Annotated in this window: 14 protein-coding genes; 9 read left to right on the top strand and 5 right to left on the bottom strand. The window is 52.4% G+C overall.

Features of this window, described 5'->3' with window-relative positions; genetic code table 11:
* Positions 1 to 40 precede the first annotated feature (40 nt).
* From NQF64_RS05520 to NQF64_RS05510, 3 genes are all read left to right on the top strand, one after another.
* Positions 41 to 481, top strand: coding sequence for an ExbD/TolR family protein (locus NQF64_RS05520; protein WP_266106747.1), 441 nt, complete (start codon positions 41 to 43; stop codon positions 479 to 481).
* Between the two features lie 2 nt (positions 482 to 483).
* On the top strand, positions 484 to 1,773 hold the full coding sequence (locus NQF64_RS05515; RefSeq protein ID WP_266106746.1) for a hypothetical protein: 1,290 nt from the start codon (positions 484 to 486) through the stop codon (positions 1,771 to 1,773).
* A 99-nt stretch (positions 1,774 to 1,872) separates the two neighbouring features.
* Positions 1,873 to 4,311 (top strand): mechanosensitive ion channel family protein, encoded by a 2,439-nt coding sequence (locus NQF64_RS05510; protein WP_266106745.1) that lies wholly within the window; start codon positions 1,873 to 1,875, stop codon positions 4,309 to 4,311.
* 64 nt (positions 4,312 to 4,375) lie between these two features.
* On the opposite strand, the gene NQF64_RS05505 is transcribed toward NQF64_RS05510, so the two are convergent.
* A complete protein-coding gene (locus tag NQF64_RS05505) occupies positions 4,376 to 4,543 on the bottom strand; it encodes a YqaE/Pmp3 family membrane protein (protein ID WP_099026690.1) in 168 nt (55 codons plus the stop codon).
* A 174-nt stretch (positions 4,544 to 4,717) separates the two neighbouring features.
* Between NQF64_RS05505 and NQF64_RS05500 the strand changes: the two genes are divergently transcribed.
* The 6 genes from NQF64_RS05500 (at position 4,718) to NQF64_RS05475 (ending at position 9,483) form a co-directional block, all read left to right on the top strand.
* Positions 4,718 to 5,008: a YciI family protein gene (locus NQF64_RS05500; RefSeq protein WP_155578945.1), complete on the top strand. Its 291-nt coding sequence runs from the start codon at positions 4,718 to 4,720 to the stop codon at positions 5,006 to 5,008.
* A gap of 10 nt (positions 5,009 to 5,018) precedes the next feature.
* Positions 5,019 to 5,891, top strand: a complete 873-nt coding sequence (locus NQF64_RS05495) for a 3-hydroxyacyl-CoA dehydrogenase family protein (protein ID WP_099026465.1) — start codon at positions 5,019 to 5,021, stop codon at positions 5,889 to 5,891.
* Positions 5,888 to 6,769: a YncE family protein gene (locus NQF64_RS05490; RefSeq protein WP_266106744.1), complete on the top strand. Its 882-nt coding sequence runs from the start codon at positions 5,888 to 5,890 to the stop codon at positions 6,767 to 6,769. Before NQF64_RS05495 ends, NQF64_RS05490 begins: the two co-directional genes overlap by 4 nt.
* A 218-nt stretch (positions 6,770 to 6,987) precedes the next feature.
* Positions 6,988 to 7,818: a MetQ/NlpA family ABC transporter substrate-binding protein gene (locus NQF64_RS05485; RefSeq protein ID WP_155572639.1), complete on the top strand. Its 831-nt coding sequence runs from the start codon at positions 6,988 to 6,990 to the stop codon at positions 7,816 to 7,818.
* Positions 7,815 to 8,852: a methionine ABC transporter ATP-binding protein gene (locus tag NQF64_RS05480; RefSeq protein WP_266106743.1), complete on the top strand. Its 1,038-nt coding sequence runs from the start codon at positions 7,815 to 7,817 to the stop codon at positions 8,850 to 8,852. The genes NQF64_RS05485 and NQF64_RS05480 overlap by 4 nt, the downstream gene beginning before the upstream one ends.
* The gene (locus NQF64_RS05475; protein WP_099026469.1) at positions 8,833 to 9,483 is read left to right on the top strand and encodes a methionine ABC transporter permease; all 651 of its coding nucleotides are present in this window, start codon (positions 8,833 to 8,835) and stop codon (positions 9,481 to 9,483) included. Before NQF64_RS05480 ends, NQF64_RS05475 begins: the two co-directional genes overlap by 20 nt.
* A gap of 88 nt (positions 9,484 to 9,571) precedes the next feature.
* On the opposite strand, the gene NQF64_RS05470 is transcribed toward NQF64_RS05475, so the two are convergent.
* The 4 genes from NQF64_RS05470 to katG all read right to left on the bottom strand — a co-directional run bounded on the left by NQF64_RS05470 (position 9,572) and on the right by katG (position 14,463).
* Complete coding sequence (locus NQF64_RS05470; RefSeq protein ID WP_155572637.1) at positions 9,572 to 10,855, bottom strand: cystathionine gamma-synthase family protein; 1,284 nt, start codon at positions 10,853 to 10,855, stop codon at positions 9,572 to 9,574.
* A gap of 141 nt (positions 10,856 to 10,996) precedes the next feature.
* The gene (locus tag NQF64_RS05465) at positions 10,997 to 11,581 is read right to left on the bottom strand and encodes a cytochrome b (RefSeq protein ID WP_099026471.1); all 585 of its coding nucleotides are present in this window, start codon (positions 11,579 to 11,581) and stop codon (positions 10,997 to 10,999) included.
* Between the two features lie 111 nt (positions 11,582 to 11,692).
* The gene (locus NQF64_RS05460; RefSeq protein ID WP_180794197.1) at positions 11,693 to 12,136 is read right to left on the bottom strand and encodes a pseudoazurin; all 444 of its coding nucleotides are present in this window, start codon (positions 12,134 to 12,136) and stop codon (positions 11,693 to 11,695) included.
* A gap of 86 nt (positions 12,137 to 12,222) precedes the next feature.
* Positions 12,223 to 14,463, bottom strand: a complete 2,241-nt coding sequence (katG, locus tag NQF64_RS05455; protein ID WP_099026473.1) for a catalase/peroxidase HPI — start codon at positions 14,461 to 14,463, stop codon at positions 12,223 to 12,225.
* Between the last annotated feature and the right edge of the window lie 360 nt (positions 14,464 to 14,823).

Below are 14,823 nucleotides of genomic sequence, written 5' to 3'. Positions count from 1 at the left end.
TTTGGGGGCCAAACCGGACGAACATTTTGGGAGGTCCATCATGGCTATGGGTATTGGCTCTAGCAGCACTCATGAAGATGAAGCCATTGTCGATATCAACACCACCCCGTTGATTGACGTCATGTTGGTGTTGCTCATCATGCTCATCATCACCATCCCCCTCCAGACTCATTCCGTGGCGATTGACCTCCCCCAAGGCAACCCGCCTCCCTCGGCAATACAGCCACAAATTGTTACGATTAGCATTAATTACGACAATTCATTGAGCTGGAATGACATGCCCATCCCCTCTGAGGATGCTCTCCAAGCGCATATTAACGAGGCCGTACATCCTGCAACGGGGGAGCAGCCCGAAATCCATATCCGGCCCGACCGCCTTGCGAATTATAAAACCGTGGCTCATGTCCTTGCCGATGCCCAGCGCCTTGGTGTGACCAAACTCGGCATTGTAGGGTTAGAGCAAATGATGGAGGGCCAATAATCATGATGTTCCCATCTCTCAAACAGCCGCGCCCGTGGCTTTTAACAGCCCTAATTGGTCTTTCTGCCACCGGGGTTGCAGGGCTAACGCACACCCCTCTTACTCCCCTCGCCTTCAGCACCGCTTATGCAGAGGATGAGCTAGGGCAAGAGGTTGGCAAGCCACTCCAACAAGCGCAAGCTGCTCTGGATGCTCACCGCCCTGCTCAGGCGTTAGAGTTCATCAAACGCGCGGATGCTGTCCCGACAAAAACCGCTTATGAGAGCTACGTCATCGCCCAAATGCGCGCTGCAGCGGCAAGCCAAGCAGGTGATGTCCCAACGGCTTTAAAAGCGTATGATGTACTCATCACTAATGAGCGCACAGCCCCTGCAACACGCCATCAAATGCTCATGGCCCAAGCCAGCCTTGCTTATGGGGCGCATGACTACCCTAGCGCAGCCCGTGCCGCCAGCCGCTACCTGCGTGAGGCTGGCCCTAACCCTGCGATGCAAACTCTCTTGCTGCAATGTTATTACCTCCAACAAGATTGGAAGGGCCTAACAGGGGTTGGGAAAGCCATCCTCGCCGCGGACCAAAAAGCCAAGCTCATTCCCGCGGAAAATCAGCTCCAAATGCTGGCGACTGCTTATGATAAGCTGCATGACATCACCAATAAGACGGGCATTTATGTCAAGCTGGTGAAATATTATGCACGGCCACAATATTGGCAGATGCTGATTCATGACCTCACGACGGACAGCACCTTGACCCCACGTATGGTCTTTAACCTCCAACGCTTACGCCTCGCAACCGGGCTGCTTACAAACCCGGCGGAGTTCCAAGATATGGCCGAGCGTGCCGTCCAAATGGGGCTGCCGCAGCTTGCGCTTAATTTGCTGGATGAAGGCTATAACCGTCATCTCCTCGGTGCGGGGCCACAAGCAGCAGCCCAAGCGCATTTCCGCGCCTTCGTAGCCCAACGCGCGAACGAGACACGCGCGGCTCTTCCTGCTGCTGTTGAACACGCCAAAACCTCACCAGATGCAGGGCTATCTCTCACAGCGGGTTATAATCTTGTCCTCAATGGGCAGGTGGACCAAGGCATCGCCCTGATGCAACAAGGCCTAGCAAAACACCCGCATCAACCAGACCTTGCCCGTCTGACCCTCGGTATGGCCCTGCTGGATGGCGGCAAACGTACCGAGGCTATTGCCCTCTTTAACAGCCTAGATGGTGAAGGAACTGCCGATAATCTGGCACAATTATGGGCTGTAAAGCTCACCTCACACGCCGCCTCCCCCGAGAAATGACATGATCTTCATAAAACTAGCCCTTAAAACCATATGAAACTTTTGAGAAAAGAGCGATTAACTCGCTTTATATCGATCTCCCATAAGAGGCATCTCTCTATGTTCAAAACCATACGGCTCTCTGCCATGATGCGGCGGGCCCTCCATTCTACAATATTGCCAGCCCTCCTTTTAGGCGGGATGCTTAGCGTTGGGGTAGCCAGTTTACATCCTGCCCTAGCTGCGGATACACCCGCTAAAACCGGCTTGAGTGCAGAGCAAGCACAACAGCTTATTTCTGTTTTAAATAATGAAAGCCAACGGCAGCAATTTCTCACAACATTGCAAAACCTTGTCACGGCAGAGCAAAGCACAAAACATGTCTCGCTCCTCACAATAGCGCGCGACAATATTGCAGACTTCGGGGCGCGCGCACTCCAGCAATTGCACGTTCTTCATCAAAATATTCTTGATTTCGGCGCAATTAGCCCCTGGCTTCATACCGTCTTACAGGATGCAGCCCTCCAAACCACCATTGCACAGATTGCGCTGCGCGTTCTCATCATGCTGGTAGCCAGTTTCGTGCTATTTTATGGTATGCGCCTTCTGCTGCGTCCGCTCCGCCAGCGTCTTAATCGCATGGCTAAGGAGCATAACAAGAAAGTCCTCAAAGACGAGGCTTTTAAACTCCGCAAAGCTAATGCCGAGGCGGAAGGTATCGTCCAAAAAACAGCAGCTGAAACCACAACTGAAAGTAAACTTAAAACCACGGATGATGCCGAAGCGCTCCAAGCCAATATTGAGGAAAGCTTGCGCCATCAAGGGGCGTTAACACAGCTTATGCTATGCCTGCGTCGCGCACCCTATGCGCTTGCCTGGGCTGCGTTAGAGCTACTCACAATTGTGATGTTCCCCCTCGTTGCGTTACTGATGGAGATACTAGACCCAGCACGCACCCCCCAAAGCAGCCATGCTTTATGGAGTATTGCGTGGTTAGGCGGTATCGGACTAGGCGTGTGGGTTATTGTTCTCCGCATTTTCCTCGCCCCAGAAGCCCCTTGGTTACGTCTCAGCATCCTGCATGACCGTACTGCGAGCTTCATTTTCCATTATCTACGCCAGGTTGGGTTTATCCTGGCATGGGGGCTTGCTCTACTTGATGTCATTAATATGATGACCGTCCCCGACCCGGTCATTCATGGGTTGCAAAAACTCCTTCTTTTGGTGGTTCACCTCATCCTCGCAGTGATGATCATTCGCTCACGCGGGATTGTCCGCCGGGCTTGCCAACATATCGGAGCAGCAAACCGCCATTTGCAATCGCTTATGACAATCATCGCCCGTGGGTGGTGGGTTGTTGCGCTCTTTTTTGACGTGGCGTTGTGGCTCGTTTGGGCTGCTGATATTGCAGGGGGGTACCAACTCATCCTCCAGCTCTTTGTCCGCACCATTGTAGCGTTAGTCATTGTCCGGGTTGTAAGCATCCTCATCTATGGTGGGTTAGAACGCTTCATGCGCGCTTTGGATGACTGGAACCTTAATGAGGAAACCCTAACGCGCATCCGCCGTTATTATCCGGCCGCTACAGCGATTATTCGCATCATTATGGCCGTTATCACCATCTTGGCTCTTGCCATTGCATGGGGGGCCCCTGTTTATCTGCTCATGGGGCAGAACACACTTGGCCCGCGCATCTTCCAAGCCGCTCTCACCATTCTCGTAGCCTTGATCATCGGTGTGGTTGCTTGGGAAGTAGCCAATGTGACGATTGAGCATCATATCCGCCGCCTTGATGCACAAGAGGACCGCGATACCAAAATCCGCGTAGCACGGCTGCAGACATTAACGCCGATGTTCCGCATCCTCTTTCTCCTCATCTTGGCTGTTATTATTGGGCTGACGGTTCTCTCCCAATTGGGCATTGATACCGGCCCATTAATTGCCAGTGCGTCTATCTTCGGTGTGGCCTTGGGTTTTGGCTCTCAAAAGCTCGTCCAAGACTTTATTAGCGGGATCTTCTTGCTTTTGGAGAACGCCCTTACCGTTGGTGATGCCGTCACACTCAACGGGACATATGGGGTGATTGAGCGTCTCTCCCTGCGCTCGGTGCATGTACGAGCAAATGATGGGTCCATCAATATCTTCTCCTTTAGCTCACTCAGCCAAGTGACCAACTATAATCGCGACTTCTCCCGCGCTATGATTCTCGCAACTGTGGATATTGAAAGCGATACGGACCAAGTAGCGGCTATTCTGGTCGAAATTGGGAAGGAGATGCGTCATGAGGCCCCTTATAAAGACCTCATCCTCGCTGATTTCGACCTCTGGGGCGTCTCGGCCATCGGCACATCCTCTGTCTCGGTTAAGGGGGTTTATCCCACCACCAATGCAGGCCGTTGGACGGTGGAATGGGAGTTTAACCGCCGTATGAAGAAACGCTTTGAGGAGCATGGCATCCAATATCCCCGCGAGGTTGTGGATATTCAAGGTGCTACGTTGGAGAGATTTATCACCAATGCTGCCCCCTCTGGGGAGACCCCCCAACCCCCACAACACTAGCCCATAAAAAAGCCCCCTGACCTTACAATCAGGGGGCTTTCTTTTTAACGGACGTTACCGCGTCTTAGCGATTTGTCTCATCATATTTCTGCAAAGCCAACACCGCCCAAATGGCCGCCGGAATCCAGCCCAGAATGGTGATTTGCAGGATAAGGCAAATAATCCCAGCAAAAGGGCGACCAATGGTAAAAAAGGTCAGCCAGGGGATGAAAAAGGCTATCAATGTACGAATCATAATTAGTCCTCCCTATCATAAAGGGCAGTAGCAAAAACAGCGTTCCTCCCTTTTTGGAAGAACACCTTATCATCCTTAAAAAAAATGCCAATATTATGAAAGTGTTATTCTCCTTCCCTATGGGGCTGCTAGATTAAATCGCCTCCATATACTCACCAAAGGACCTCTTCTATGATCATCGCTGAAGTTTCCTACCTCGCCTCACCTGAAGACGTACAAGCCCAACGCCCTGCTCATCGCGCCTTCCTTGATACATTATATGACCGCCGCTTATTGCTGGCCTCTGGTCCCAAAACCAGCAAGGATGGTGGCATCCTCATCATTCGCGATGGCATTAGCCTAGATGAGATTGAATCCCTCTTAGCGGAGGACCCTTTTGTAACCTCTGGCGTAGGGCAATATCGGTTTATTGAGTTCACAGCCGCCAAAACAGCCCCAGAGCTAAAAACACTAGCGCAATAAAGGGGCCATCATGCTCGATACACTCTTAACAAAAGCCCGTAACAGGCCAGCCGTTGTTATTGGGGCAGGGACGATGGGCACGCGCATCGCCCTTATGCTCGCCACACAAGGGGGAGAAGTACGCCTTTTTGACCGCAGCGTGGAAGCCACCCAACGCGGGCTTGCTTATATTCAACACACACTTCCACAGGTCATCCCTACCGTAAAAGGGGGGAAAGCCGGGCCTGTACATATCACCACCGCTCTGGACGATGCCTTAAAAGACGCATGGCTTGTGATTGAGGCCCTGCCGGAAAAATTGGACCTTAAAATAGATATTTTTGGCCAATTAGAGCAATACGCCCCCAAAGATGCCCTCCTTACAACGACCTCATCCTCCTTCCCCTCTCGTCACATTATTGGCCATGTGAAGGATACGCACCGCGTCTTTAACACGCATTTTATGATGCCACCGGATAAGCGCGCGGTGGAGATTATGTCCTGCGGGGCCACAGAGCCTAGCCTTATGGAAGGGCTAGCGGCTTACTTCACCCAGCTTGGCCTCTCACCTTATCTCCTAAAGAAAGAGAGCATGGGGTTTATCCAAAATCGTATTTGGGCGGCCATCAAACGCGAAGCTCTCTGCGTTGCGGCTGAAGGCATTACCGAGCCTGAAACGATCGACCGCATTTACCGCGAAACTATAGGAACCGCCCAAGGCCCCTTCCAGCTTATGGACCAAGTGGGGTTGGACATCGTTTTACAAATTGAGGAACATTACGCAGCGGTATTCCCTCATCTGCCAGAGGCCCCACGCCAGCTTCTCCGCGAAATGATTGCCGAAAACCGGCTCGGTATCAAAACAGGCCGCGGCTTCTATAGCTATGGTAAAGAAACATCATGACCCATCAGCCCCTTCTCTACACGTTAGAAACCGAACCACCACGCATAATAATTCTCTCCCCCAAAGAAGGGCAGGTGCTCTCCCATATTGACATCGGTTGGGGCACACCTGATGGCCTCTGGATTGATAAAGCCGAGGGCCGCCTTTATTGGACCAATATGGGCAAGGATTACGCCGCTGCTGATGGCACAATAAACACCGCCCGGTTAGATGGACGTGACCATAAAACCCTCATAGGCCACGGCCTTGTCGTAACACCCAAGCAGCTTACCTCCGCCCCGCATTGTGAGCATCTTTATTGGTGCGACCGAGAGGGGATGCGCATCATGCGCTGCCGCCGCGATGGTAGCAATCTGGAAGTTCTCCTCCAAAGAGGCACCTTCCCCACAGATATGACAGATTGCACCCTCCATTGCGTTGGAATCGCCCTCGATACACATCATAATTACCTCTATTGGACCCAAAAAGGCCCCCCAAAAGGAGGCACAGGCAGCATCTTCCGTATGGCATTAGAGCGGCCAGAGGGCATGGACCCCGCTCATCGTACAGATATAGACTGCCTCCTTTCGCATCTGCCTGAACCTATTGACCTGCATCTCTCCTCCGATGGCCGCACCTTATGGTGGACAGACCGAGGCGGCCCCCCGAATGGCAGCAGCTTGAATGTTGCCCATGTAGATAAGCAGGGCCTACACGACCATCGCATCATCGCCCGAGACCTAGGAGACGCCATCGGCCTCGCTATTGATGAAGCAAAAGGATGCGCTTTTGTCAGTAATTTAGAGGGTGCCCTTTACGAGATTAACCTCACCACAGCAGAGGCACGCCTTCTCACCCAACAAGGCCCCATGACGGGTCTCCATCTCTTAACGCCATAAGACGCACCCTTTCCCCCTAAAGGATGATATTCCTGAAGCTTTATATTCCTTTATCATTAACTGCTCATATGGTCATATCTTTATCTTGACAGAATAAAGCGACCAGCTAAAAACTCATCTCACACGCGCTATGATTGGTGTGCGTGTCCCTCTTTCCTTGTGGTGGAAACGTCTGTAATACAGTACCCATCCACTCCCAAATGTTGAAAGGTATGCCCATGTCCCGGTCCTTTTCTCTCCCCCGGCGTCGTTTTCTTAGCCTTTCAACAGGGCTAGCGGGGGCTGCGACTCTTGGCCTTCTCGGTTCTGCCGCAGCTCATGCGGAGGAGCGTACGCTCAAAATCGGTATCATGTCCGGTGAGGATGAAGATATTTGGCGCGTTGTGAGCCAAAATGCGGCACAGCGTGGCTTGAGCCTTAAAATCATCACCTTCTCCGATTATAACACCCCTAATGAAGCCCTCTCCGAGCATGAGGTGGATGCAAATGCCTTCCAGCACAAGCCGTTCCTTGATGCGCAAAAGAAGGCCCATGGGTATGACATCGTCCCTGTAGGGGATACTTACTTCCAGCCGATTGGCCTGTACTCCCATAAATGGCACAGCCCTGCGGACATCCCTAAGGGGGCCCGCATTGGCATCCCTAATGACCCCAGCAATGAGGGCCGTGCCCTGCATGTGTTAGAGACACTTGGCCTCATTAAGCTTCCCAGCAATACGGGGCTCTTCCCCACTGTGCTAGATATTGCTGAAAACCCGCGTGACCTCTCTATTGAGGAGCTTGATGCTGGTGTTGTTGGCCGCTCCCTGCCGGATTTAGACGCCGCGGTTGTGAATATGGACTGGGCGCGTAAGGCTGGCATCCCGCAGACAGAGCGCATTGGGGTAGAAGGCTTGGCCAATAACCCTTATGTCAATTTCATCTCTGTGAATGGGAATGACGCTAATGCACCATGGGTTAAGCCTTTGGTGGAGAGCTATCATCAACCTAATGTCCGTCAGGTGATTTTGGACCTCTATCACGGTACGGTCACCCCTGCGTGGTCATGAGGCCTATCCTTGACATCCAGCATGTAACCCATGCTTTTGGCCACCATACCGCCCTGCATGATATTTCCTTCTCCATCAAGCAAGGAGAGGTTGTTGGGCTGATTGGTCGCTCTGGAGCGGGGAAATCCACCCTTTTGCGCTGCCTCTGCGCGTTAGAGCGACCACAGCAAGGCCATATCTTGCTCGATGGGGTGGACCTCACCACCCAAACCGAGCGGCAACTTGTCCGCGCGCGGCGCAAGATTGGCTTGGTCTTTCAGCATTTTAATTTGCTTACCTCGCGCACGGTGGCGGGTAATATTGCCCTCCCCCTCCAAATCGCGGGCCGCCCCCGTAAGGACCATGCCAAACGCATCGCCGAGTTATTGGCCCTTGTCGGGTTGGAAGGCTTTGAGGATAAATACCCCTCCCAACTTTCTGGCGGGCAAAAGCAGCGTGTCGGCATTGCGCGTGCCCTCGCCGCAGAGCCAACATTGCTCCTTTGTGATGAGGCGACCTCCGCCCTAGACCCGGAATCCACAAACTCCATATTGGCCCTCTTGGCCGACATTAACCGCACACTTGGCCTGACGATTATCCTCATCACACATGAGATGGAGGTTGTCCGCCGCTTTGCCCAGCGGATTCTCGTCCTTGACCATGGCCGCCTCGTGGAAGATGGCTCCTTGCTCGACATCCTGCGCGATGGGCAGGAGAACCAAACCTTACATAAATTGCTAGCCGATATTCGCCCTTCTCTCCCGGCCTTCATTGCTGAGAACCTCAGCCCCAGCCCCCCAGCTGAGCCACATAAAACCATCATCCGGCTGGTTTTGAGTGGGGATAGTGCTACAACCCCGCTCTTTAGTATGCTTTACGCACACTATGCCGTTAAAGCGACCTTACTCCAAGGTGGGGTTACGACCATTAGCCAACGCCTTAGCGGCGATATAATCCTCAGCTTAGAGGGAGAACATATAGAGCAAGCCTTGGCCTTCCTCAAAACAGCGACACAAAGCATGGAGGTTTTGGGCTATGTCCCCTCTCATCCTTAAGCTGATTCTCCAATCCACAGAACAAACGCTGGAGATGGTCCTCGCCTCCACAGCGATTTCCGTCTTATTGGGGCTGCCTCTTGCTCTATTTATGATTGCTACAGGCCCGCGCGGGCTTTATCGCCTCCCTTTTGCAGCGCGTCTTATTGGTATGATTGTTGATGCTGTACGGGCTGTCCCCTTCATCATTTTGCTCGTCCTGCTCATCCCTGTTACCCGCTTTGTTGCAGGGACCTCCTTAGGGACCGAGGCCGCCATTGTCCCACTCTCCATTGCGGGGATTCCTTACTTCGCCCGTATTGCGGAGATGGCATTGCGGGAGGTTGATTCCGGCTTGATAGACGCCGTACGCGCTATGGGCGGGACACGTCTAACCATCATCCGCTCGGTCTTGATTGCAGAGGCCATGCCAAGCCTCGTCACCGGGGTGACGGTGACGCTCATCTCCATGGTGGGGGCCTCTGCTATGGCAGGTGTGATTGGGGCCGGTGGGCTAGGCGACTTGGCCATTCGCTACGGGTATCAACGTTTCAACACCACTGTGATGTTCGGTGTGGTGGTGGTCCTCATCATCATGGTCAGTGTGATGCAGATTCTCGGTAATGCGCTCGCTCGTTGGTTAAAGCACTAGCAAGCAACGCGCCTCCACTCCCATTTAAAAAGCCCGCCTCCATAATGGGGACGGGCTTTTCTACACTGTACCTTAACGCCACACCCTCTCAGGCAACATTAAGAGCTTGCTCAACATCCACCAGCAGGTCATCAACATGCTCCACACCGATGGAGAGACGCACGGTGGACGATGTCACCCCGATGCGCTCGCGCACCTCTTTCGGCACGCCAGAATGGGTCATGGTAGCGGGATGGCTCGCTAAAGATTCTGTTCCGCCAAGACTGACAGCCAGCTTCATAATCTTCAACGCATTGAGGAAGCGGAAGGCCGCAGCCTCACCGCCCTCAATATCAAACGAGAAAGTTGAGCCCGCACCGCTGCATTGGCGGGCATAAAGCTGCCCCTCAGCTGAGGAAGCCTCATAAAAAGGCGGGAAGTGCACCTTCTGCACCTTAGGATGATGGTTTAAGAATGTCGCCACACGCTCCGCATTCTTCGTGGCCCGCTCCATCCGCAAGCTCAATGTCTCCAAAGAACGGCCAAGCATCCAGCAGCTATGCGGGTCCAAATGCGTCCCAATCGCCCCGCGTAATTGACGCAACGGGCGGGTCATCGCCTCACTACCCAGCACAGCCCCTGCCACAAGGTCGGAATGACCACCCACATATTTTGTCAGAGAATAGAGCGACAAATCTGCCCCATGCTTCAACGGATGCTGATAAAGCGGGCCGAGGAGCGTATTATCACACGCAATGACAGGCCGCTTTCCCTGCTTCGCCTCAATCTCTTCTGCAATGTGACGAATCAGCTTTAAATCCACCAGACCATTTGTTGGATTCGCAGGCGTCTCGACCAGAATCATCGCTACATGGCCCTCTGCCATGGCTTGCTCTGCCGCCTTCCGCATTAAGCCAGCATCAACACCATTGCTGCCTAACCCTACGGACTTCATCCCTAGAGAGGCCATAGTTTTGGTCAATAAAGTTTCCGTCCCGCCATAAAGCGGCTGGGAGTGGAGAATCACCTCCCCCGGACGCACATACGCCAATAAGGTGGTCGCAATCGCGGACATGCCAGAGGAGAATAATACGCCCCGCTCTGCCTCCTCATAAACCGCCAAGCGGTCCTCTACAATCTCGCTATTGGGATGGTTAAAGCGGGAATAAACCAACCCCTGCCCTTTGCCCTCCGGTGGCTCTTTACGACCAGAGACGTAATCAAAAAAATCGCGCCCATCTTCCGCCGTGGGGAACACAAAGGTGGAGGTTAAAAATACCGGCGGCTTTACCGCTCCTTCTGAAAGAGCTGGGTCATACCCGTAATTCAGCATCTCCGTCTCAGGATGCAGCTTATGGTTGCCGATATGGGTTTTTTTATGATCTGACGCCATTGCGCTCTTCCTTCAGCGGGCTTTCACTAGCAGGATATATAGCTTGCTTTATATCCTACCTATCACGCTGAGTGATACCATATTCTCCAAAGAAAAACACCCTCACTCCCAATCGAGTAAGGGTGTTCCAGCAAGAACCATTCAGCGGTCAGAACGATGACCCGGCACCATACGCTCTACAATATGGTCCTTCTTAATAAACCGATGATACAACGCCGCCAGCACATGCAATGCAATAAACCCAGCAAATATCCACCCAAGCCACTGATGCAGCCCTGGCATCATCTCTGCAAGGGAGCCACTATCCATCACACTCTGCGGCAGGGGAATTAATGGCCAAGCCACAAGACCAAACAATACAAGCGGCATCGCCATGGCAGAGACCATCAACCAACCTGTTGCAGGTAGGAGAATTTGAAAAAGATACAACATCCCCTCAACGCTGCCCGCCATTACACGTTGAATACCAGACATACCTTGCGGAAGCGGTGGGGCTTTATGCGTCAGCCGCCATATAATCCGCACTGCAATTAGCAGCATCGTTATAATACCAACTGATTTATGCAGCTGATGTAACGCCACTGGATCACTCACAGAGGCATGATCCATATATAAACCAAGGGCTATCAAAAAAAGAATAAGTAGGGCAATTACCCAATGCAGGAGCATCGCAACCACGTCATAACGCGCCAGTTGCCCGCCCTGTGTCTCCGTCCTCTCAGACATGGTGTGTCTCCGTAAAGTTTATATAAAAAACCGGCCTCTCCCCGCAGGGTGCAGAGATAAGGCCGATGATATTATAAACAACTCTATGGCCTTTCTAAGACCAGCTGTTTTTTACTTACTAGCACTGTCCACTTGCTGGAATAGCTGCTCAAAGCGAGCCTTAGCTTTACCATACATCGGGGCTTTACGCGCTTGGGCCTCGTTATTGGCGTTATCCACCACAACAAGCCCTACCATCCCCAATGAGTAATGCGGCAAGCACTTATAGCCATACACACCAGCCGTTGTGAACTTAATTGTCCGCTCTTGGCTAAAGGGTACGCTAAAAGACTGTGCCCCCTCAGGGATCATCCCTGGGATAGACTGCACATTATGGCCTTTATCGGTAGGGATAAAGCGCACACTATCACCAGAATGAATACGCACAACGCCTGGCTCAAAAGCATAAGCGCCATCACTACCATGGGTCAGCATTTTAACATCGACCGTCGCCGCTGTGGCGGACAGGGCCGTTGCCATGAACAGAGCTAAAGCTCCACCTGCAAACTTAAACATACTATCCTCCACTTCTTAACAAACCGCCGGGGAAAGACCCCGGCGGAATGCTTTATCTGATCTTTCTTTAAACGAAGGAACAGAGATTAACGCTGAAGGTCAAAACGGTCTAGGTTCATCACCTTCGTCCAAGCCTTCACAAAGTCGTTATAGAACTTCGCTTTAGCATCGTCAGAAGCATAAACCTCAGCCGCAGCGCGCAGCTCTGGGTTCGCACCGAAGACCAAGTCCACATCCGTGGCTGTCCACAGTTTCTGCCCTGTTGCGCGGTCAAAGCCCTCATAGAGGTCTTCCTGACCAGCAGCTTTCTGCCAGCGTGTATCCATCGTCAACACGTTGGTGAAGAAGTCTTGCGTCAAGACACCTGGGTTCTTTGTCAACACACCATTCTGAGAATGATTGGTGTTGATATCCAGAGTACGCAGACCACCAAGCAGGACTGTCATCTCAGGGATGGTCAGACCCAGCGTATCAGCCTTATCCACCAATGCGTTAAGCGGCGGTGTGTTATCGGCATCTGCACGATAGTAGTTACGGAAGGCATCAGCTGTCGGCTCCAACAAATTGAAGGAGTTAACATCTGTCTGCTCTTGCGTAGCATCACCACGACCCGGAGCGAACGGCACCTGGATGTTCACGCCAGCTTTCTTAGCCGCATCCTCGATCCCGACGCTACCGCCAAGAACAATGATATCAGCCAGAGCAACCTTACGGGCACTGTGAGCGTTGAACTTATCACGGATGGCTTCCAGCTTCGGCAGGATGGTCTGAAGATCCTGCGGATCATTCACTGCCCAACCATTCTGCGGCATCAGAGCCAGACGGCCACCATTAGCACCACCACGGTGATCGGTCACGCGATGAGAAGACGCAGCAGCCCATGCTGTCTTGATCAGATCACGATCAGACAAGCCGCTTGCAGCGATCATCTTCTTCAGCTCACGAACGTCAGCCTGATTGATCGGCTTAGCCGGCATATTGACCGGATCCTGCCATACGAAGGTCTCTTTAGGAACTTCGCTACCGAAGTAACGGCTCTTCGGACCCATGTCACGCACAACCAGCTTGAACCATGCACGAGCAAAAGCATCAGCGAACTCATTCGGATGCTCAGCCCAACGAGCCAAGATCTTGTGGTAAGCCGGATCCGTCTTCAGCGCGATGTCCGTTGTGAACATCATGATCGGACGCATCTTGGAAGGATCGTTCGGGTTTGCCGGGTCTGGAGCGATCTTGTCGTCCGTCTTGGTGTGCCACTGATGCGCACCAGTCGGGCTTGTCCCCAACACCCAGTCATTGTTCAACAGGTTGTCAATATACTGTGTGGTGAAGTGGATCGGATCAGCAGACCAAGAGCCTTCCAGACCACTGGTGGAGGCATCATCAGCTGTTTGCTTACCCTTAATGCAGTGGTCAGCCCAGCCAAGACCCTGATGCTCCACACCGTTAGCAACCGGCGGGCCGCTCAAGCAGGAGTTCGGGTGCGCACCATGTGCCTTACCAAAGGTATGACCACCAGCGATAAGAGCCACAGTCTCTTCATCATTCATCGCCATACGGCCAAAGGCCAGACGAATCATCGCAGCGGACTTCACAGGGTCAGGATCGCCATTCGGCCCCTCTGGGTTCACATAGATAAGACCCATGTGCGTAGCAGCCAGCGGGTGCTTCAGGGTACCGTTCTGACCAACCTGGAAGGAGCTCTTATTGGGGAAGAATGTAGTACCCGGCCCCCAGTAGATCAGCTCGGACTGCCAGTCATCAGGACGACCACCGACAAAGCCGAGGGTCTTAAAGCCCATCTGGTTCAGCGCGACATCACCTGTCAGGACGATAAGGTCACCCCAGGAGAGCTTCTCACCGTATTTCTTCTTAACAGGCCAGAGCAAACGCTTTGCTTTATCCAAGCTAGCGTTATCGGGCCAGTCATTCAGCTGAGCAAAACGCTGTTGTGCGCCTTCCTCACCACCACGGCCGTCAATAGCGCGGTATGTACCAGCATTATGCCATGCCATACGGATGAAGAACGGCCCATAATTGCCGTAGTCAGCCGGCCACCAAGGCTGAGAGGTCAGCATAACCTTCTCAATATCCTTGCGGACTTCCTGAAGATTCAGCTGCTCGAACTTTTTATGATAGTTCGTGTAATAATCTGCACCATATGGGTCAGATTCTGAATCATGAGCGCGCAGCTTGGCCAGATTCATACCCTTCGGCCAGTAATACTGGTTCGGTGAAGGGACATCAGCGGCCATAGCAACCGATGCAAAAGAGGTCAGTGTCGTGCTGGCAATCAGCAGAGCTGCCCCAAATTGTTTCAATTTCATCCTGATAATTTCCCTATTCATGGATGAGGACTCGCTAGAGTGCGTAACGGCAACAAACCACGTACAACAAGCTGTTGCATGGCAGATGCATCACTGTCACACATCGCACAGTTATATTATCGGGAAGGGGTAAGGCAAGTAAATCGTTATTTTCAATAACTCTTATAAAACAATTTGTTTTCTGCCGGTTTTTTCTTATAGAAGAAAGCATACATCTTTACAAGAAAAACAGTACAAAAAAACTCCAATAAGATGCACGATACCGCAAACGCATCGCACAATCTCTTCGCAATAGACCTAAAAAGACTGCACAATCGCCTTAATAAATCGTTTCTTGAAAGAAGTTCTTAATCTCTATTA

The sequence above is a fragment of the Bombella saccharophila genome (genome assembly GCF_026385475.1).
GTDB classification, from domain to species: domain Bacteria; phylum Pseudomonadota; class Alphaproteobacteria; order Acetobacterales; family Acetobacteraceae; genus Bombella; species Bombella saccharophila.
The sequence above is the reverse complement of the archived record's forward strand: the minus strand, read 5'-3'. Positions and strand labels throughout refer to the sequence as shown.